Source organism: Aeoliella straminimaris, from assembly GCF_024054565.1.
GTDB classification, from domain to species: Bacteria; Planctomycetota; Planctomycetia; order Pirellulales; family Lacipirellulaceae; genus Aeoliella; species Aeoliella straminimaris.
The window spans coordinates 119,507-140,002 of record NZ_JAMXLR010000043.1 but is presented as its reverse complement, the minus strand read 5'-3'; the positions used below and the strand labels follow the sequence as shown (position 1 = coordinate 140,002).

Genomic DNA, 20,496 nt, shown 5'->3' with positions numbered 1-20,496 from the left:
TTGATGGAGTTTGGTCCAAAAGAACACTATCCAACTCTTTTGGCCGCCGCTTTCATAGAATCAGCGGCGGTGATTACCATCAGCCTGCTTGTGGGAGCAGTCGTACTGCGGTGCTGCCAACGTCAGCGTGTATCCACGCGACCTTCCGAGGTGTCACGACCGCTGTGATTTGCAAGTTGCTTCATCAGAACGAAGCTGCACCAACACCAGCAGTATGCGACCATTGCCAACCTGCAGTGGTGTCCGCTTAGTAAAGACACCTCCCGCAGTCGCCTAGCGGTCGAAGTCTACCATTCCGCAATTCCCCGCGGTGCAGATCTCCTTGGCAACATAGGCCCGGTTTCATCGGTGCCTCGGCGCGGCACTGCCGAACCGAAATAGGCGACGAACTTGGGCGCCGTATGCGCTTTGTCTTCCAGGGGTAATACTCAGGATGTTGTCTCGCGTTTGCTGCGAAACGCGCGGCGGACGTGGGGAATGCCTGTCCAGAATTCGCCGTGGAACTCGCCCGCCGATTTGATCTAATGGTGGCTGCGAGCGGTGGGCGGCAGGCGGTAGTGCGACTTCAGTCCTGAGATCGTTTATCTCACCTGCGGTAAGCCGCTGGGGAAAACTCGTGGGGGTTTGGGTGTCGATAAGAGTTGTAAGTGGTTTGCTGAAAAAGATTTACGGCATATCGCGGCCTCGTGATGTGGATGGTTTTGGGACCATGTATTTAGAGTTGGCCCAAAACGTGGGCCCAAAACTCCAGGGGGCGGTCGGCAATTGACCTTGGCCGGCTGCTCGGATAGCTTACAAGGCTCGCCACGACGATCGGCCCGCGTGGGGAGCGTACGTAAATCCAGGCCGAGTAACGACCTAACGCCGGACGCCCGGTAGGCCGCAGGCAGCCCCTCAGGTTGGGGGTGCCAAAGTGCCGATGGGACTTAGCCGGTGTGCCCCCAATTGGAGACAACCACGTGTCGACCCTTGTTACTGAGTTGGTGGAAGCCGGCGTTCACTACGGCCACCGCGCCAGCCGCTGGAACCCCAAGATGCGGCCGTACATCTACGCCCGCAAGAACCTGATTCACATCATCGACGTTCGCGAGACCATCCGCGGTCTGCTGCGAGCCAAGAAGTACCTGCAACAGGTCTCCAGCCGCAACGGTCTGATCCTGTTCGTCGGCACCAAGCGACAGGCGGCCGAGGCCGTCGAGCGCGAGGCTTCGCGGTGCGGCATGCCTTACGTGAACGACCGCTGGTTGGGTGGCACGCTCACCAACTTCCGCACCATTCGCAATCGCATGACGCGTCTGGAAGAACTCGAGACGCTGAAGAACAGCGAAGAGTTCAACGCTTACTCGAAGAAGATGCAGTCGTCGCTGAATCGCGAGTACCGCAAGATGTACCGCAACCTGAACGGCATGCGGACCATGAGCCGACTGCCCGAGTGCCTGGTAGTGGTCGACCCCAAGAAAGAGAAGAACGCCGTTCGCGAAGCCCAGGCTTTGGGAATCGCCACGGTGGCTCTGATCGACACCGACTGCGACCCCGACAAAGTCGACCTGCCGATCCCCGGTAACGACGATAGCATGCGTTCGATCGAATTGATCACCAAGCTGCTGTCCGACGCCATTGCTGCCGGCAAGACGCAAGCTGCCATCGACTCGCAGCAACAGCGCGAAGGTAGCGATGCCCCGGCTCCCACCGCCGAGCAGGAAGCCGCCGAGAAGGCCGCCGCCGACGCTTAAGCAAACATCACAAAGCCGCGACCGTTGGTCGCGCTCCATCGTACGATTCGCGGAGGCAGGTGTGCCTCCGGCTACCACTCTAAAGCAATCAACCTCGCCCACGGGCGAGTAAACCCAGGAGGCAACCAGACCAATGGCCGATATTACCGCCGCCATGGTGAAGGAACTGCGTGAGCAGACGCAGCTTCCGATGATGAAATGCAAGAAGGCCCTTCAAGATGCCGGCGGCGACATGGAAGCCGCCAAGAAGGCGCTTCGCGAAGAAGGTGCCAAGTTCATCGATGGTCGGGGTGATCGCTCCACCGAAGAGGGACGCATCGCCATCTACACCGATGTTGAAAAGGGCCCCGGCGCCATTATCGAACTGCAGGTCGAGTCGGCTCCCGTAGCCGGCAACGAAGAGGTCATCGCCCTGGCGAACGACCTGGCCAAGCAGTTGGCCACCGGCCCCGGCGCCGCGACGCCCGAGGAGCTGTGGGAGCAGCCCTCGCCCAGCAAGCCCGGCCAGACGTTGAAGGAAGTGCGGGACGACATCGTGAACAAGATTCGCGAAGTGTTCCGCCTGCCTCGCATCCTGCGGATTGACGGTCCGTGTGGTGGCTACGTGCATCACGACGCCAAGACAGGTGTGCTGCTGGAGGTCGAAGGTGGCGACGCCGACATGGCCAAGGACATCAGCATGCACGTCGCGGCGATGAAGCCGAAGGCTGCCACGAAGGACGAACTGGATGCTGCCTTGGTCGACGCCGAGAAGCAAATCCAGATTGAGCGTGCTCGCAGCGAAGGTAAGCCCGAGAACATCATTGAGAAGATGATCGAAGGCCGCATGCGTAACTTCTACGCCGAGCACGTGCTGGAAGAGCAGCCGTTTGTGAAGGACGACAAACAAACGGTGGCAGCCATTGCCAAGAGTGCCGGCATGAAGGTCAAAGGTTTCACGCTCTGGAAAGTGGGCGAAACCTCGGCCGCCGAGGCCGAGCCGGCAACAGCCAGCTAAGCCAAGTAACACGAAGCCCCCGCCGAAAACGGCGGGGGCTTTTTTATGGGGATGTGGGGGCAGCACCGTCTCGTCAAGCCGAACTTCTCGTCCTGACGATCGACGAGTTTTGTTACAATTCTTGTCACAGCGACATCGCCGGGACGGAAAGATTCGTTTGACGTAGAACCACCAAACAATTGCAGCCAGAGCCCATGTCCGAACCAAAATACAAGCGGCTGATCCTGAAGCTTTCCGGCGAGAGTTTTGCCCCCCCCGGCGAGCGTGGCATCAGCATGCCCGAAGTGGTCCACATCGCCCGCCAGACCATCAAAGCCAAAGAGCAGGGCGTCGAGATCGCCATCGTCATCGGTGGCGGCAACATCCTGCGAGGTGCCCAGTTCACCGCGGGCAACAGCACCATTCACGAAGCGACAGCTCACTACATGGGCATGCTGGCCACCGTGATTAACGGCCTCGCGCTGCAGGACGCGCTGGAATCGCTTGGCTGCGAGACTCGCCTGATGAGTGCCATTAAGATGGATGGCGTGGCCGAGCCCTTCATCCGCCGCCGCGCGAAGCGTCACTTGGAGAAGGGACGCATCGTAATCCTGGCCGCCGGCACCGGCGCACCGTTTGTTACCACCGACACGGCCGCCGCACAGAAAGCCCTGGAACTGGATGCCGACATCCTGATGAAGGCCACCCGCGTGGATGGCGTCTATACGGCCGATCCAGAGAAGGACCCCGACGCCGAACTGTACCACGAGCTGACCTACGCCAAAGTGCAAGAGCAGGGCCTCCGCGTGATGGATCCCACGGCGATCGCCCACTGCATGGAACACAACCTGCCGATCCTGGTATTCAACTACCGCACGGACGGCAACATTGAACGTGCGGTGCGCGGCGAAACGCTGGGCACTCGTGTTGGGTGCTAAGAAGTAAACTACCACCGCTGTAATTAGTCGCGGATTTTCGCTGATTCAGGCGGATCTTCGCGGATCGAGTGTTTTCAATTGCAGCACTTAAATTCAGCATTGAAGAAAGGCGAGGCGGCCGCAGGAATCCTCGAGTGACGTTCGGCGATTGCAGTCTTCGGATCCGCGTCGATCCGTATTGATCCGTGACAATCCGCGTCGAATTCCGTCCGCTGTGCCCCGAAACTGACAAGGAGCTAATCATGGAAATCGACGAAGTCACCATGGACGCTGAAGAGCGGATGGAGAAGGCGGTGGCCAAGCTGAAGAACGACTTGACCGGTATTCGTACCGGTCGGGCGACTCCCGGTTTGGTCGACTCGCTGCGAATCGACGCGTACGGTTCGCCCACGCCGCTGAAGCAGATTGCCAGCGTCAGCGCGCCCGAGCCACAGCAGTTGGTAATTCGCCCGTTCGATCCTTCGGTGATGAAAGACATCGAGAAGGGCATCATTGCCAGCGACCTGGGTCTGGCGCCTCAGAACGACGGCAAAGTGATTCGCCTGAACATCCCGCCGCTGTCGGGTGACGTGCGCAAGAAGATGGTCGCTCGTACGAAGGAGCTGTCTGAAGAAGCAAAGATTGCCATCCGCAACGTCCGCCGCGACGCCAACAAGGCGCTCGATCAGGGAGCAAAGGACAAGGAGATCGGTGAAGACATTCGCGACACCGTCAAAGACGAAGTGCAGGAACTGACTAAAAAGTACGAAGGTGAAGTCGATGCTGCTGCCAAGGCCAAAGAAGCCGAGGTGATGGACGAATGAGCAACGCTAAGGGGTGGGCATGCGGTTCTTTCGATTTCGGATTATCAGTCTGCTGGTGATCATGGCGTTGCTGGCAGTAGGGCTGGCGTGGTGGGTGCAGCCTAAATCGGTAACGGCCAAGGCCGAGTTTATAGTTGGCAGTCATCAGTCAACATTACATCAACTGCTGCTGCCGGAGGTGCCTCCTCCGACAGACTCGGCAGTTCGAGCTAACCGTGCGACCGCATGTGCCATGTTAAAGTCGCCCAGGGTGATTCACGCCGCACTGGCGGATTTGAGCGTTGCCCAGACGTTCCTCACGACCGTTGATGATCCGCAGCAGTGGCTCGATGACCATCTGAGTGCCGAATTCGATGGCGACAGCGAGGTGATGGAAGTCGAACTGAAAGGCCTCCAGGTCCATGAAGCCGATCTGGTGACCATCTTGAATGCCATTTGCGACGCCTACATGGAAGAGTATGTAAGGGCTAGCCGGTTCGAGCAGGTAAAGATTCGAGACTCGCTGAAACAGACGTACCAAAAGCACCTCGCCGATCTGGCGCAGAAGCTCGGTGAGATCGAGCGTCTGGAGACAGAACTGGGAGAATCGTCGCCGAACAACCCCGAGCTGCGGCTGCGACGGGATGAAATCGAAGTGCACTCACAGGCCTGCAAGGAGTTGGCGCTGGCCATCCAGCGGCAGGATATTCTGCTGGACCCGAGCACTTCCCGCGACTCGATCCAGCCGGCCGGGCGGGCTTACGTTGAATCCGACTGAGCCGTGCTAGCACCTCTGAGGAACTCCTCTTGCTGGCGCATGCTCGGGCTGCTAATTTCCGCGCCCCCAGAAATCAACGTGCGCGCGATATCTCGGGCATTCGATCGCTCGAGCCGCCGCGCCTCGCCCGCCGTCACTATTGGTTTACGGAGAAACCATCATGACCCGCCGGAAGTCGACAGAGAACAACTCGCCCGTCCACCAAAACCCGCGTCGCTGGACGTGGATGATTGCCAGCATGGCTGTCGTCCTGACCGCTGTGTTGGTAGGTCGGCAATTCATGGGCGCCGCCGAGGCGGAAGCCCAAACCGCCCCGAAGGCCGATGCGAACGTGAAGCCCGCGTCGGCAACCAAGCCCTACAAGCCGCCTCAGCACGACGTGATGGCCATCGTCAACGGCGCGGACATCAGCCGCCGCGACCTGGAGCGGGCGTGTGCCGAACGGTACGGCGAAGAAGTACTCGAGGCAATGGTCAACAAGAAGCTGATTCAGCACCACTGCCAGAAGCGGGGAATCACGATCACTCAGCAGGAAGTTGAAGACGAGCTGGATCGCATGGCCCAGAACTTCAAACTGACCCGCGAACTGCTGACGAACCTGCTGGAAGACAAGACAGGTGTCACCGAAGAGCAATACAAACGCGACATCCTTTGGCCCACCCTGGCACTGCGGAAGCTGGTTGCAGCGGACATGGTTGTCACCGAGGAGGAGCTGAGGAAGGACTACGAGAGCAAATACGGCGAGAGCGTGCGGGTACGCATCATCGTCGTGGCCAACGGACAGAAAGCCCAGGACCTGCACAAGCAGCTACTGGCAAACCCGGACGACTTCGCCCGGCTGGCGCTGAGCGATTCGATTGATGTGAACAGCGCTCCGATCGGCGGACTAATTCAACCGATTCGTCGCTTCGTCGGCGACCCCGGCATCGAGCAGGCAGCGTTTGCGTTGAAGCCAGGACAGATCTCGCAGATCATTCCGATTGGCGACCAGTTTGCCATCCTGAAGTGCGAAGGCCGTAACCCTCCTCGCGAGGTGGACTTCAACTCGGTCCGGACCATGCTGGAGGAGAGCATCCGCGACGAGAAGCTCCGCAAGGTGGCCAACGACAAGTTCAAGGAATTCCAAGACGCCGCTACGATTCAGAACGTGTTCAACGACCCCCAGCTCAGCCAACGGATGCCCGGTGTGGTGGCCTTGGTGAACGGCGACAAGGTGACTCTGGAGGAACTCAGCAAGGAGTCCATGCTCCGCCATGGGCCGGAAGTGTTGAACGTGGAGATCGGGCACAAGCTGCTGGAGCAGGCATTGAAGCGTGCCGGCAAGACCGTTTCGCAAGAGGACTTGAATGCGGAGATCGCTCACGCCGCGAAGCTGGCGGGTGTGGTGGATGAGCAGGGTCGGCCTGACATCCAGAGGTGGGTTAAGCAGACTACTGAAGAGCAGGACATCAGCTATAAACTGTACGTTCGCGATTCGGTCTGGCCGAGTGCCGCACTGAAGAAACTCACCGCTGGCCAGGTGCAGGTGACTCAGGAAGATTTGAAGAAAAGCTACGACGCCAACTACGGCGTGCGGGTCCGCTGCCGAGCCATTGTGTTGGCTAACATGCGACGTGCCCAGGAGGTTTGGGAAAAGGCCCGTGCCAATCCGTCGATGGACTACTTCGGCGACCTGGCTGCGGAGTACTCCATCGAGCCCACCAGCAAAGCCTTGCGAGGCGAGGTGCCGCCGATTCGGTTGCACGGTGGCCAACCTCAGCTCGAGCAGGTCGCGTTTGAGCTGACCGAGAACGATCCGCCTCGCATCGTGCAGTTGGGCGACAAGTTCGTCGTGCTCAAGTACGAAGGACGGACCGAGCCGAAGAAGATCGAGCTCGAGGCGGTCCGCGACATCCTGTTGCAGGACATCATGGAAAAGAAGATTCGCGTAGCGATGGGCAAACGGTACGACGAGATCTACCGCAACGCTCGCGTCGACAACTACCTGGCGGGCACTACCCAGGCGCCCGTTCCTGACGAGGTGCGTCAGCAGCGTGCCGGCACCATGCCGCGTCGCGACACCGCAGTGCAACCCGCCTCGGCCCAGCGACGCTGAGCCGGTGGCGCAAGCTGACAATTTCGAACCTGCCGAGCCGCGACATTCCCTGGAGAAGGTCGCGGCTCGTGCTATGTACTGGCAGAATTGAGCGCGTTTTCGGGCACCTTCGCGCCTCGGGCCATAGCGCTATACAATCGGCGCATCCAAGTGCATCACCACTGCGAGCAGCCGGTGCGCCGCTCGCCCCTCATACATCGCCCGAGACCACAAAGGAGCCCTCTATGTCCATTAGCCCCGCCGATATGCAATCTTGGTGCGAGACCGTAGTGGGTGGCCGAGCGGCTGCCCCCGACCTGACACTGCAGGATTACCTGAAGGCCGTTCCCCGGATGGACTCGCTGGCCGACGTACCAAGCGGCACCGTAGTGCTGGTGCGTGGGGATACAGATGCGAAGCCGGGCGATGCCATCGGCAAGGGCGACATTCGCCTGCGTTCGATGGTCGACACGCTGAAGTACGGTCAGGAGCGAGGGTGGAAGCAGGTAATCCTCGGCCATATCGGCCGCGATCCGGAGAAGAGCCTCGACAAGGTTGCCGAGCGAATTGGTGCGCTGCTGGGCTGCGAAGTGCCGCTCGTGGGGGACTGGCTGGATGAAGAGACCCTGACGATCAAGCCCGCGGTCACCCAGGCTATCGCGGCCATGGAACCCGGCGGGGTGATCGTGCTGGAGAACACACGCAAGTACGACATCGAGCGAGTGCTCTGGAAAGCCAAAAAAGAGGACCTCCCTGAATTAGCCCCCAAACTGGCGAAATTCGCTAGCGAATGTGCCGAGAAGATCGGCACCGTGTACGTGCACGAAGCGTTCAGCGCCGGTTCGCTCGACGCCTCGAGCGTGGTGGTGCCTGCCGCCATGGAGAAGGTGGCGCTCGGCAAGTATGCCGCGGGCGAGTTCGATGGTCCGATGCAGAAGTGCCTGCAGGCCACGCTGGCCGTGTTTAGCGGCATCAAGATCGACAAGCTGGACGATATGGAAGCGATGATCGCCCGTGGTTCGATCAAGCAGATCTTCGCCTCGGGCAGCTTGGCGATGGCCATTCGCAAGGCGATTGGACAACTGGACGATGTGCCGGTCTCGCTCGGCGCCGCGGAAGATCAGGCTAACAAGGGCGAGCCGTGGTTCATTCCCGACGACCGCATTGCCCAGGCTCGGGAGATCGTTTCCGATGGCCGGGACAAGGGGATCACGTTCACCGTTCCGTGCGACGCGATTAAGCAGGATGGCGAGCCGGTTGACGAGCTTGCGCCCACGGATCAGGCGCTCGACATCGGTCCGAAGTCGATCGAACAGTTCCACGACGCGGTAGGAGCTTTTATCGAGAAACACGGAGCCGGGGCCGTCGCCTTTCACAATGGCGTGTTTGGCGTGTTCGAGGATCCCCGTTTCGAAACCGGCACCAAGGCTTGGATTCCCGAGCTCAAGCGGATGAAGCAGGCCGGTGTCGAGGTGTACGTCGGCGGTGGCGAGGGTGGCAAAGCACTGGAGAAGTATGGCGAGCCCGACTGGGTGACCCACACATTCACTGCGGGTGGCACAGTGCTCAACGCCTTGGGTAGCGAGCCGGTGCCCTATCTGGTGGCGCTCCGTCTGGCGGCCAAGTAATCGCCGTTGGCATACCACTTGCTTCTGTAGTGATGTCCCCCCTTCCTCACCCAGGAGCTAAGCGATGCCAGCAGCCGATGGATCGCCCGAGGGCCTCTCAGAGGTCGTCGACCAATTTGAAAATAAGGCTAAGGACGAAGACGATACCGTCACGGTACGCGAAGCCCTTGATGCCTTCGAGGGTCGTACCTTCGGTCCTTTGTTGATCCTGCCTGCGCTGGTTGCGCTCGCACCACCCTTGGGGATGATTCCTGGTGTCCCGACGACCATGGGGCTGATAGTGATTCTGATCGCCGGTCAGTATCTGGTTGGCCGCTCCCATCCGTGGGTGCCCGATTTCATAGGCGAACGCAGTGTCAAGCGGGACAAGGTGCTCAAAGCCGCCGAAAAGAGCCGCCCGTGGGCCAAATGGGTCGACGGGTTCTTGGGCAAGCGAATCCAGGTGCTGGTCGAAGGTCCGATGGAGCATGTAATTGCTGGGCTATGCATTCTGCTCGCGCTGATGATGCCCCCGGCAGAGCTTTTGCCCGGATTGGCCGCCGTGCCTGCCGCCGCGATTCTGTTTCTGGGGTTGGCGATCACATCGCGCGATGGCCTATTGGGACTGCTTGGAATCGCTATCTCGGCCGGCGGCATCGGTTACCTGCTCTACAAGCTGCCCCAACTGGTAGAAAGGGTGGGCGGGTTCTTTGGTTCGTAGGCAAGGTTCAGCCTTTGACCCCGGCCCAACTTAGTACTCGTGTTCCCCAGCAATGCATCAGCAACGAGGTAAGCCCGCCCGCCGATAGCCCTGCGATGGCAATTGGCAACGATGGAGCGAGCCTGGTCGCTACCATCAGGATCATTCCCAGCAGTGAGAAACCAACGATCCGACCCGTATTATGTGGCAGGCCATGGTGAGAAGTGCCTCGCCAGATGCCCTCCATCAGTGCCCACGCAGCGGCTCCAACAAGGAACGATTGCGTAGCTTGCGGCCAGCGGACCAAGCAAAATCGAGTGGCCGCGAGTAATATCGATACCACCCCCACGGCGAAGATGAGGGTCTTGGTCGAGAAGCGCATGCGGCGGTTCATAGCACTTGCTTCATCACGGTGGCCGCTTCGTCGCACAGCTGTTTCGCCTCATGGGCCGTGGGGGCTTCGGCGAAGATGCGGACGATTGGCTCGGTGTTGCTGGCTCGCACCAGGAGCCAGCGGTCGTTCCAATCGAGTCGCAAGCCGTCCATCAGGTCGGGTTTGGCCGAATGGAAGTGGGCTTCGAGCTTGAACGTGGCGGTCGATACGGCGTCGGCCGGCATGGCAACCTTGGCCTTGTGGATGGCATAGCTGGGCAGTTCGTCCACCAGTCCGCTGATGGGGAGGTCCCGCTCGGCCATGGCGTCGAGCATCAGGGCCATGCCAACCATGCTGTCACGTACACCAACTACCTTTGGATGGATAACGCCGCCGTTGCCTTCGCCCCCGATCACGGCCTCTTCGTGCAGCATTTTGTCAACGACATTGGCCTCGCCCACTGCCGAGCGATGGTAGGGCACGCCGTACTTCTCGGCCAGGTCCTGGGTCATTCGACTGGTCGAACAGTTGGTCACCACGGGGCCAGGTGTTTGTCGCAAGACATGATCGACGGCCAGGGCCAGCGTGTACTCCTCGCCGACGTATCTTCCGTTCTCGTCGATGATGGCCAGCCGGTCGGCATCGGGGTCCTGGCAAAAGGCGATGGCGACCTTCTCTTTGGCCGCAAGCTTACACACCTCTTGCAGGTTCTCGGCTGTGGGTTCGGGCGTGTGCAGGAACTTGCCGGTGGGTTCGGCGCCGAGGTGAATCACCTCGCAGCCAAGCTTCTCCAGGACGTGACTCCCGAGGACGCCTCCCGCGCCGTGATTCGAATCCAACAGCACCCGGAACCGATGCGAGCGTATGCGCTGAACGTCTACCAACGGTTCAATCAAATCCCAGTGGGCACTGGTGGCGTCGGCCAATTCCTCGATCTCGCCAACTTCGTCGTAGGTCGCCCATTGAAGTTCGTTGGTTTCGAACCGCCGGCGAACATGCTCCCCTTCGTCGGCTGGGATCACGCGACCATCGGGACCGAACAGCTTGATGCCGTTGTATTCGGCAGGATTGTGGCTGGCAGAGATCTGCACCCCCCCCACACAGTGATAGTGGCGGACGAGCACGCCCGTCGTCGGCGTGGCACACGGTCCGGCGTCGATCACCATGTGTCCGGTCGCTACCAGGGCCGCTCGCGCAGCCTGCGTAAGCATCGGCCCCGTGGAGCGGCCATCGTAGGAGAGCATTACGGGGCCGCGGGGCAGTCCCGTGGCGAAGGCCCCCAGATAACGAGCCGCCAAGTCGGGCGTGAGCGTCTCGCCCACAATGCCACGAAGTCCAGAAACACTGATGATGAGCTGAGACATGCGACCGTCTGACCGTTCGAGTTCCGGCACCACAGGGCAGGGGGACGTTGCTACAAGCCGGCTGTTGGTGCCTCTACAACCGGTGGGTGCCTATAATGTGGGGATGAGTGAAAAACGTTCCTCCCATCGACGCGATTTTCTCACGGGACGCTCCGCAGGCCAAGTGGCGGGTGACGCCCTGCTGCGCGTGGCGGGACAGGTGGCAGAATTTGCCGACGCCCTGGTGCCCGCCCAACTTACCACCGAGGCCTCACAGGCGGCCAGCTATGTCGTTTCGCTCCGGCGACGGGCCATGGCCTGCGATTTTGAAGTGCGACTGAACGCCGACCGCGCCCGTGAGTCGACTCAGTCGGGCTCAGCCATGCGGGCGCTCGATCTAGTGGACGAACTTGAAACGCAGATGACCGTGTATCGCGAGTCGAGCGAAGTGATCGACATCAACTACCAGGCCGGCAGCGATTGGGTGGAGGTGGAACCCCGGTTATTCGAAGTGCTGGTGGTTGCCGACCGGCTGTATCACGAAACCCAAGGGGCGTTCGACATCACCGGTGGCCCCCTCTCGCGAGCGTGGGGTTTCGATCGCCGGCGGGGACGGCTGCCCAGCGACGAACAGATCGAAGCGGCTCGCAAACAGGTTGGTTGGCAACATGTGAAACTGGATAGGCAGCGCGGCGCCATTCACTTCGAGAAGCCGGAAATTGAGATCAACCTGAACAGCATCGGCAAAGGTTATGCCCTGGATCGAGCGGCGGAGCTGATGTCAGATGAAGGAGTCGAGAACTTCTCGATGCACGGAGGGCGGAGTTCTCTGCTGGCCCGTGGCCATCGAACTGGCGAACGTGGCTGGACGGTCCGATTGCGTCACCCACTGCGGCCGCAGCAGGTGGTCGCCGAGTTCGTGCTGGTAGACCAGGCGCTGTCAACCTCCGGTTCGGCAACGCAGTCGTTTGTGCTCGGCGGACGGCGGTACGGGCACTTGATCGACCCTCGTACCGGCTGGCCTGCCGAGGCCATGCACTCGGCCACGGTAACCGCGCCGACCGCGGCGTTGGCAGACGCTTTGTCGACGGCGTTCTACGTAATGGGCGAAGAGCAGGTGGCCACGTACTGTGCGGCCCACCCCGAGGTTCAAGCAGTACTGGTCCTTCCTGCCGAGCGGCCGGGGGAGGTTCGCCTGCGGACTTACAACTTGGGCGAGAGCTCGCCAGCTACATAATCGGACCTTTGCCATCCGCACGTCGCCACGCGGAAAGCTGTGCGAGGTGGAATGCAAAGTGAGCCGTCAGCCCATGAGTGGTGAGGTCGCCAACCGTGCTGATAGCCGTGTCGTTCAAGAGCTCGAATCCGTGCGGTTGCTCAAGTCGCTCTGGCGGCGTGGCGGCAGCCAACTCGCAGACTTTGGGATAGGCGGTGTGGATCACCTGTATCAGCTCGTTCTTGGAAAACCGGTCCGCCCCCTGCACTTCGTCGCTGGAACCCGGTCCGAAGATGGGAAACCACTCGGGATGCTCGAGCGCGCCACCCAGTAGCATCTGCCCCATTTCCCCGACAATTGCCAGGTGGCCCAGGATCCACACGGGTGGGTGTCCACCACCGGCGCCCCGCTCGGCGATGCGGTCGTTGGGAATGTCGGCTACGACTTTATCGAGGTAGCCCATCAGGAACTGATTCAGGTGTGTTTCGCGCTGGAACATCTCGCCTCGGGTGGTGTTGTCGTTACTCTAAATCCCACCACCACTGACCGGCGGTCAGCTCGGGTGGCGCTTGATTGCGGTGGTAGTCCAGTTTCTCACTTGGTTCGACGTGCTGAGCCAACACGCCTTGGCTGTCGACCCAAACGCCGCCGCTCACGGCGGCTAGCACCTTGGTCTTGTCGACCAGTCGGTGATTGAGAATGGTATCCACTTCGCGCGGCGCGAAGTACTTCGGCAGTGGCAGGTGGTCCGCATCCAGGAAGAGCAGGGGCTGCCAGCCGGCCGTGGCGTACAAGTCCTGCGAGTCTAGCATCGCGGCCACGATGGCCAAGTCGAACAGGTTGCGCAGCTCGCCGTACACCGGATACTTCTTGGCCAGTTCGCCAAACTCGTTGGTGAACTGATGCGCGAACTGCTGGGTAGCGTCGTCCGCTTGCCCGGTATGAATCCGCTCGCCGCGTTTGGTGAGCATCTCGTTCTCACTCAGCACCTCCACGCCCTGGCCCGACAATTCGTAGGCCGAGCCATCGGAGTTGCGGGCAACACCTTTATAATTGGCCGAAAACCACCAGCGGAGCACATTAAGCGGTTGCTCGCCCTGCTTTTCGCGGACAATCGTATCGAGGTAGCTCTCCACGCCGGGCGTGCCATCCTCCAGGCCGATGCCGATTCGTTTCATGTGGTGATCGGCCTTCACCAGCACATGGGCGGCATGGGTGCCGGGATCGAGCCCGAATACCTCGATGTCTTGCCGGCCCATGGTGCTACGCAGTTCTTCCAGCCACTTTTCCCGCGCCCTGCGGCCGGGCTTCAGTGGTTTAGTCGCCGATTGTTGCAGGAACTCTTGCGTGGAGGCCAGATTGTCCTGGCGGGGGGTAATCGAACACCCAAACGCCTTGTGGTCGTTCGATCGTTCGCGACGCAAGAGTGTCAGCAGATCGTCGAGCCGGACGACAGGCGTGCCATCTTCGGTCGAGACCAAACGGTGCTGCGAGTCGAGCCGCCAATCGCCCGCGGGGCCGGCCAGCACTACGTCGCCCAACTCGGGATAAACGAAGACGTACTCTACGCGCCTCAGTCCTGCGAGCGCCAGCATCGATTCGTCGAGTGGCTTACTGTCTCGCATGTTGAAATAGATGGCGGCTTCCAGTCGGGGTAAGGACACGCACCGCAGTTTGGCAGGCTCTCGTGGGTTCTCCGAAGCCACTTCGGAGGGAACGGCCGGCGCTCGCAGCGAGGTGAGTTCGATCTTGCCTTGCGACTCGTATTCTTGCAGCAGACCCGCGGCGTCGACCCACACCCCGTTGGGAAACGGACGAATCTCGGCTTCGGGACCACCGTTCTCCACCCAGGAGTCGGATGCCACGGTGGAAATAATCAGGTCCATCAGCGAATCGAAGTCGGCGTTCTGCGCGCCGCCAAAGGCGTTCCCCTGATTTTGTTGGCCTGTCTGGCCGAAGCCCTGACCACCTTGCTGTCCACCTAGAGGCGGGAACAAGGCACCGCCACCGCCTGGACCGTTGATGCCAGGAATGAATGCGTTTGGCTGGGCGCTGGCGAAAGGCTGCAGCACCACCGCGAGGAAGATCAGCGAAAGCAGTTGGGCGGTAGCACGAGTTGTAGACATACCTCGCTCCTTGGCTGGGTGAAACCGACAGTCGATCGACCTGTTCGGCAGCCCCTTCGACTAAAGTGTCGCAGTTTATTCCCCAAGCCGCCCCTGGTAACGCCAAATGAGGCCGACACTTACGTCCGGGGGCCAGCTTCGCAGCTACTCCTAACGGTATCGCTGCGGTACGGGGGATGCAAACCGCGGAGCGGAAAATCCCGTGTGCAAACCGTCAGAATGGCCCAATCGGGCTTGCCAACTGGGGGCTTGCAGCGTAGCGTTTTATGAAGATCTACCTCTACGTTTTCCCAGGTGCTAAGCTAAAAAGCCATGAGAAACTACGTAATCTACCTGCCTTTAGTCGCCCTGCTCGTTGGCTGCGAAGCCAAGATGCCCCCCACCGCGACTCTTCCCGTTCATCCCATCGTCGACGAACGCAACACCATGCCTGACTCCAAGCCCTCTGAACCCAAGTCCTCAGACGAGAAATCGGTAGAGGACAAGAAGCTGATTGAGAAAGTCAAAAAGACCGAACGGCAGTGGAGAAAGGAGCTCACCAGACAGGAGTACCAGGTACTCCGCCAGAAAGGTACCGAGCGGCGATTCACCGGCAAGTACGACGAGCACTTCGAGGCCGGAGCATATGCCTGTGCTGCGTGTGGGCTCGTACTGTTCGAATCGGATACCAAGTTCAACAGCGGTTGCGGCTGGCCCGCATTCTACGCCGCCAAGGCGGGAGATCGTGTTGTACAAACTCCCGACTACTCGCACGGCATGGTACGGGTCGAAGTAACTTGTGCGCGGTGCGACGGTCACCTGGGCCATGTGTTCCAGGACGCTCCCGACCAGCCTACCGGCCAGCGATACTGTATCAATAGCGTGTCGCTCGACTTCATTCCGAAAGGCAAGTTGGCAGAGCGTGGCGATGCCAAAGCAGAAGCCGCATCCGACAAGCCGCAAGAGCCTGCCAAAGAAAAATCGGATGAAGTCAAACCGGCGGAGGCCAAGACAGCTGAGGCCAAGACAGTGGAAGCCGAGGACTAGTCGTCGCTGTAAGTTTCTACATGGGTATCGGCGATGCTTGAGGTGTTGCCGTGCGCTGACCCTCAATTCGTTCGCCGTGTGAACGATTGGCATCATTGTTCCGTAATACCAAAGCATGCGAGGTTGCTGTGGCAGCCTACGCGCTTATGTCAACTCTCAAACATACGGATATTGCGATGACAAAACGATATTTGCTACCCGCCGTGTGGATGCTGGCTGGTGTGATGGCCACTCTGCTGTATCTGCACCGCGAAGCCCTGGAGACCCAGGTGCAGGCCCAGTCGATGGCCACCCCCACACAGACCGTGGCGGCCAACTCCCAATCGACCTTCCCCAGTCGGTCACCAGCGCCCGTGGAACTGACGCCCGAGGAGTTGGCCAACATTCGTGTCTACGAAGTTGCTAATCGCAGCGTCGTGAACATTGATACTCAGACCGAACAGGTCGACCCCTTCTTCATGCGCCGCATGCAGGGGGCCGGCTCCGGATCGGGGTCGGTGCTCGACAAGCAGGGGCACATTCTCACGAATGCCCATGTGATCGAGAACGCACGCTCCATCGAAGTGACCCTTGCCAGTGGACAGACTTACCCGGCCGATCTTGTGGGGCAGGATCGCGAGCATGACGTCGCGGTACTCAAGATCGAAGCGCCCAGCGGTGAATTGTATCCCCTGGAACTCGGACGCAGCGATGGACTGCGGGTCGGCCAGCAGGTCTACGCTTTGGGCAATCCCTTCGGTCTGGAAGGCTCGCTCACCAAGGGCATTATCTCCAGCCTGAACCGTTCGATCGAAGGGCGCACCGGTCGTGAGATGAAGTCGCTGGTGCAGACCGATGCGGCGATGAATCCCGGTAATTCGGGTGGTCCGCTGCTCGACTCGCACGCACGCATGGTGGGTATGAACGTGGCCATCGCCACTCGCACCGGGCAGAACACCGGTGTCGGCTTCGCCATCCCTGCCAACCGTATCTCGGCCATCGTGCCCGAATTGATCGAGCATGGCCGCATCATTCGCCCCGATCACGGGATCCTCGGCCTGCGCGAGTACACCGACCGCGGAGTGAAGATCGAAGCCATTCGCCCTGGTGGTCCGGCCGACAAGGCGGGACTGCAGGCGATTGTGCAGTTGGAGATCTACCGACAGGGTAACACCGTTTACAAGTCGCGAACTTCCGATGTTTCGCGGGGCGACTGGCTGGTGGCTGTCGATGGCAAAAAGGTCGAAACCGCCAGCGACTTCCTGGCGATCATGGACAGCTACAACCCTGGCCAGACCGTGAACCTGACGATCATGCGAAACGGGCGCGAGCAGGATGTGAAGATGACGCTGGGCGAAGGCTGAGGACGTCACAACCTGCTGCCTTCCACTACACAACCCATCCCGCAACACGCCTGCTGGCAACTGCCGGCAGGCGTGTTTTCGTTTTGGTACTGTGTGCCCAAATCCTGTCGACGTAACCGGTCTGCTGCCAACAACTTGCGGTTTTGTCCCAGCGCCACGATAGCGAAAACGATTCATGGGACCAAAACTCGTGAAGCGCAGGATCAACGCACGGCCGTAACTTCAGCTACAACTTGGAGTTACGGAATGCGTCGATTTAAAGACCGGTAGAGTTTTGCCCCATGTTTCGCGACAAGTGGGACAAAACTCTTTGTCGTCGGGGTGGGATCGCATGGGAAGGCACGCGTCCCGGTTGTGGTTTTCTGCAACGCATGCCGGAGGCCCTGCGTGTCACCGTTATTCGTCGCGCCAAATTGCCAAAGAACCAGCCATACCCAAACCCCTGGGCACTTCCATTAGATCAACAGACCAGGTGAGTTTCGACAGCAATTCTCTTACAACGGCCAGCTGGGCTTAAGCAGGGCTAACTGCACATGGGGTCAGCGGTTGGCCTTCTCCCGCCTGCGATAGAGAAACGCTGCCAGGCACCCACCGAGCAGCGCGATAACGATTGACTCGAGGTTCGCCAAGGTGCGGAGGAAGCGATACATCAACTCTTGATGGTGAATTGCCGCAACCCCTTCGGTGGGAACTTCGCCGTACAGAAACTCGTGGATACTGACGCCATAGCGACGTACAGGATCCATTTCGAGCCACAGCCTTCCCCAACCGAAGATCGAGTACCCAATCCAAAAAGCGCGCTGGGCTCCGCTGCGATAGATCGTAGCCACCAATGCCGCGAGCAGACTGAATTGGTAGGCGGCTTGAGTGATCGTACTGCCATACTCTGACCGACTGGCCAGTAGTGCGCAGGCAACCGAGATCAGCAGTGCGGCGACCAGCAGCGTGCGGAGGGAGAATTTCATGCAGCGATTATACCGGCTTCCGGCTTCCGAGTGGCGGGAAACCCTGGTTCGCCACTCCATGCTGCTCTGCCAAATTGGCACCCGGCCCTATCGGCCGTGGGCGGGATGCCCGTAAAATGCCCGCGAACGCCGCGTTTCTTGGCCTTTCTTTGCGTTGGCACGCTGCTTGCATGAAGCAGGGGCCGACGCCTACGGTCTGCCAATCCAGTCGGGCGAGTTCCCTCCCAGAGAGGGGAAGGCGTAATTCCCGGCTTTCTACGAATATCTGACAACCGACCACCGACAACTGACCAAACAAAGGAGTTTCGACAGTGGCAAAGCAAATGGTGTTTGACGACGAAGCCCGCCGACCCCTGGCGGCTGGCGTCTCGAAGCTAGCCCGTGCAGTCCGCAGCACGCTCGGCCCCCGCGGCCGCAACGCAGTGCTCGACAAGGGCTGGGGTTCGCCCAAGGTGACCAAGGACGGCGTAACCGTCGCCGAGGACATCGAGCTGGACGACCCGTACGAGAACCTGGGTGCCCAACTCGTGAAGGAGGCCGCCAGCAAGACCAACGACGTCGCTGGCGACGGCACCACCACGGCCACCGTGCTGGCCGAGGGGATCTTCCGCGAAGGCCTGAAGATGATCGCCGCCGGAGCCGATGCCATGGCCCTGGGACGCGGCATTGCCAAGGCCGTGGAGGCGGTGAGCGAGTCGATCGTCAAAATGGCCGAACCGCTGGACGTGAAGGACAAGAAGCGTCTGCAGCAGATCGCTACGATCGCTGGCAACAACGATCCTTCCATCGGTTCGGTGTTGGCCGACGCCTTCGCCAAAGTGGGCAAGAACGGTGTGATCACCGTCGACGAAGGTCGTGGCAACGAGACCACCGTCGAGGTGGTCGAGGGCATGCAGTTCGACCGCGGCTACCTGTCGCCTCACTTCGTCACGAACGAAGACGAGATGTCGGCCGAGCTCGAGAACTGTCACATCCTGGTGTTCGAAGAGAAAATCTCCAACGCCAAGAACATGGTGCCGCTGCTTGAAGCAGTGAGCAAGGCCAACAAGCCGCTCTTGATCATCGCCGAAGACATCGAGGGCGAAGCCCTGGCCACGCTGGTGGTGAACAAGATGCGGGGCATTGTGAATGTGTGTGCCGTGAAGGCACCTGGCTACGGCGATCGACGTAAGGCCATGCTGGGCGACATCGCCACGCTGACTGGCGCCAACGCCATCTTCAAGGACCTGGGCATCAAGCTCGATGCCGTGCAGATTTCCGATCTGGGCAAGGCCAAGAAGGTGATCATCACCGGCGATAATACGACCATCGTCAGTGGGGCTGGAAAGAAGGAAGCCATCGACGCCCGGGCCGATCAGATTCGCCGCGAGATCGAAGCCACCGATAGCGATTACGATCGCGAGAAGCTGCAGGAACGTCTGGCCAAGCTGGCCGGCGGTGTGGCTGAAATCAAGTGTGGTGCCGCAACCGAGAGCGAGATGAAAGAGCGTAAGGCTCTGTTCGACGATGCTCGGGCCGCAACGCACGCCGCACTGCAGGAAGGCATTGTTCCTGGTGGTGGTGTGGCGCTGCTGCGGAGCGAAAAGGCGCTCGAGAAGCTGAAGCTGGAAGGCGACGAACAACACGGCGTCGAAATCGTTAAAGCCGTGCTCGAGTACCCGCTGCGTTATATCGCTGAGAACGCCGGCACCGACGGCGCCGTGGTGGTGAACCGCGTTCGCCGCTTGAAGGGCAAGACCGAAGGTTACAACGCCGACAAGGACGAGTACACCGACCTGGTTGCCGCCGGCGTGATCGATCCGGCTCGCGTGGTGAAGACCGCTTTGCAGAACGCCGCGAGCGTCGCTGCCTTGTTGCTCACGACCGATTCGCTGGTAACCGAGATTCCCGTTGAGGAAGAGGAAACCGGTGGCCACGATCACCATGACCACGGTATGGGTGGCATGGGCGGAATGGGTGGCATGGGCGGCATGCCTGGAATGGGCATGGGCGGCATGGGTGGCATGCCCGGCATGATGTAATCAAGAAGGCCGTTGGCCGTGGGCTTAAGGCTCTAAGCCTGGAATCGCAAGGTTTGGCCAACGGCATACAGCTAATAGCCAATAACCGGCCGAGAGCTCGGCTCCGACATTCAAAACCAATTCAAATAAAAGGAAATAATCATGGCAAAGATCAATTTGCGTCCTTTGGACGATCGTGTGGTAGTGCATCCGCTCGAGGCCGAGGAGATGACCGCCGGCGGCATCGTGCTGCCGGATGCGGCTCGCGAGAAGCCTCAGCGGGGCAAGGTCGTGGCGGTCGGCGGCGGCAAGCTGCTCGACAGTGGCAAGCGTGGCGAACTATCGATTGCGGTTGGCGACGAAGTGATCTACGGCAAGTACGGTGGATCGGAAGTCGAAGTGAACGGCGAAGAGTACAAGATTCTGCGGGAGAGTGACATCCTCGCGAAGGTAACGAGCTAACGCGGCCCGTTTAGCAGTGTTTCGCTTCGTTACCCATTTCACGAATTCATAACC

At 60.2% G+C, this 20,496-nt stretch carries 18 protein-coding genes; 13 read left to right on the top strand and 5 right to left on the bottom strand.

What is annotated here, in order from left to right:
- The first annotated feature begins 959 nt into the window (after positions 1 to 959).
- From rpsB to NG895_RS13530, 8 genes are all read left to right on the top strand, one after another.
- On the top strand, positions 960 to 1,733 hold the full coding sequence (gene rpsB / locus NG895_RS13565) for a 30S ribosomal protein S2 (protein WP_252853043.1): 774 nt from the start codon (positions 960 to 962) through the stop codon (positions 1,731 to 1,733).
- Positions 1,734 to 1,866: 133 nt separating this feature from the next.
- Entirely contained in the window at positions 1,867 to 2,730 is an 864-nt protein-coding gene (tsf, locus tag NG895_RS13560) for a translation elongation factor Ts (RefSeq protein WP_252853042.1), read from the top strand.
- A 194-nt stretch (positions 2,731 to 2,924) separates the two neighbouring features.
- Positions 2,925 to 3,647: a UMP kinase gene (pyrH, locus tag NG895_RS13555; protein ID WP_252853041.1), complete on the top strand. Its 723-nt coding sequence runs from the start codon at positions 2,925 to 2,927 to the stop codon at positions 3,645 to 3,647.
- 242 nt (positions 3,648 to 3,889) lie between these two features.
- A complete protein-coding gene (frr, locus tag NG895_RS13550) occupies positions 3,890 to 4,450 on the top strand; it encodes a ribosome recycling factor (RefSeq protein WP_252853040.1) in 561 nt (186 codons plus the stop codon).
- Positions 4,451 to 4,469: 19 nt separating this feature from the next.
- Positions 4,470 to 5,207 carry a GumC domain-containing protein gene (locus NG895_RS13545; RefSeq protein ID WP_252853039.1) on the top strand — a complete coding sequence of 246 codons (738 nt, stop codon included), beginning with the start codon at positions 4,470 to 4,472 and terminating at the stop codon, positions 5,205 to 5,207.
- A 160-nt stretch (positions 5,208 to 5,367) separates the two neighbouring features.
- Complete coding sequence (locus NG895_RS13540; RefSeq protein WP_252853038.1) at positions 5,368 to 7,302, top strand: peptidylprolyl isomerase; 1,935 nt, start codon at positions 5,368 to 5,370, stop codon at positions 7,300 to 7,302.
- A gap of 224 nt (positions 7,303 to 7,526) precedes the next feature.
- A complete protein-coding gene (gene pgk, locus NG895_RS13535; protein ID WP_252853037.1) occupies positions 7,527 to 8,909 on the top strand; it encodes a phosphoglycerate kinase in 1,383 nt (460 codons plus the stop codon).
- A gap of 64 nt (positions 8,910 to 8,973) precedes the next feature.
- A complete protein-coding gene (locus NG895_RS13530) occupies positions 8,974 to 9,609 on the top strand; it encodes an exopolysaccharide biosynthesis protein (protein WP_252853036.1) in 636 nt (211 codons plus the stop codon).
- Positions 9,610 to 9,616: 7 nt separating this feature from the next.
- Here NG895_RS13530 and NG895_RS13525 read toward each other — a convergent pair whose 3' ends face one another.
- Together NG895_RS13525 and glmM are read right to left on the bottom strand one after the other, a co-directional pair.
- The gene (locus NG895_RS13525) at positions 9,617 to 9,982 is read right to left on the bottom strand and encodes a hypothetical protein (protein ID WP_252853035.1); all 366 of its coding nucleotides are present in this window, start codon (positions 9,980 to 9,982) and stop codon (positions 9,617 to 9,619) included.
- Positions 9,979 to 11,325: a phosphoglucosamine mutase gene (gene glmM, locus NG895_RS13520; RefSeq protein WP_252853034.1), complete on the bottom strand. Its 1,347-nt coding sequence runs from the start codon at positions 11,323 to 11,325 to the stop codon at positions 9,979 to 9,981. Before glmM ends, NG895_RS13525 begins: the two co-directional genes overlap by 4 nt.
- A gap of 103 nt (positions 11,326 to 11,428) precedes the next feature.
- Here glmM and NG895_RS13515 point away from each other — a divergent pair, with 103 nt between their 5' ends.
- On the top strand, positions 11,429 to 12,541 hold the full coding sequence (locus NG895_RS13515) for an FAD:protein FMN transferase (RefSeq protein WP_252853033.1): 1,113 nt from the start codon (positions 11,429 to 11,431) through the stop codon (positions 12,539 to 12,541).
- On the opposite strand, the gene NG895_RS13510 is transcribed toward NG895_RS13515, so the two are convergent.
- Together NG895_RS13510 and NG895_RS13505 are read right to left on the bottom strand one after the other, a co-directional pair.
- Complete coding sequence (locus NG895_RS13510; RefSeq protein ID WP_252853032.1) at positions 12,534 to 13,019, bottom strand: DinB family protein; 486 nt, start codon at positions 13,017 to 13,019, stop codon at positions 12,534 to 12,536. The genes NG895_RS13515 and NG895_RS13510 overlap by 8 nt on opposite strands.
- Before the next feature lie 22 nt (positions 13,020 to 13,041).
- Positions 13,042 to 14,646 carry a DUF1598 domain-containing protein gene (locus NG895_RS13505; RefSeq protein ID WP_252853031.1) on the bottom strand — a complete coding sequence of 535 codons (1,605 nt, stop codon included), beginning with the start codon at positions 14,644 to 14,646 and terminating at the stop codon, positions 13,042 to 13,044.
- Between the two features lie 312 nt (positions 14,647 to 14,958).
- On the opposite strand from NG895_RS13505, the gene msrB reads away from it, so the two are divergent.
- Together msrB and NG895_RS13495 are read left to right on the top strand one after the other, a co-directional pair.
- Positions 14,959 to 15,672, top strand: coding sequence for a peptide-methionine (R)-S-oxide reductase MsrB (msrB, locus tag NG895_RS13500; protein ID WP_252853030.1), 714 nt, complete (start codon positions 14,959 to 14,961; stop codon positions 15,670 to 15,672).
- Between the two features lie 176 nt (positions 15,673 to 15,848).
- Positions 15,849 to 17,015, top strand: a complete 1,167-nt coding sequence (locus NG895_RS13495) for a S1C family serine protease (protein ID WP_252853029.1) — start codon at positions 15,849 to 15,851, stop codon at positions 17,013 to 17,015.
- A gap of 539 nt (positions 17,016 to 17,554) precedes the next feature.
- On the opposite strand, the gene NG895_RS13490 is transcribed toward NG895_RS13495, so the two are convergent.
- Positions 17,555 to 17,980 carry a hypothetical protein gene (locus NG895_RS13490; RefSeq protein ID WP_252853028.1) on the bottom strand — a complete coding sequence of 142 codons (426 nt, stop codon included), beginning with the start codon at positions 17,978 to 17,980 and terminating at the stop codon, positions 17,555 to 17,557.
- A 323-nt stretch (positions 17,981 to 18,303) separates the two neighbouring features.
- On the opposite strand from NG895_RS13490, the gene groL reads away from it, so the two are divergent.
- Complete coding sequence (gene groL / locus NG895_RS13485; RefSeq protein WP_261360949.1) at positions 18,304 to 20,001, top strand: chaperonin GroEL; 1,698 nt, start codon at positions 18,304 to 18,306, stop codon at positions 19,999 to 20,001.
- 141 nt (positions 20,002 to 20,142) lie between these two features.
- On the top strand, positions 20,143 to 20,442 hold the full coding sequence (gene groES / locus NG895_RS13480) for a co-chaperone GroES (protein WP_252853026.1): 300 nt from the start codon (positions 20,143 to 20,145) through the stop codon (positions 20,440 to 20,442).
- Positions 20,443 to 20,496: the final 54 nt, after the last annotated feature.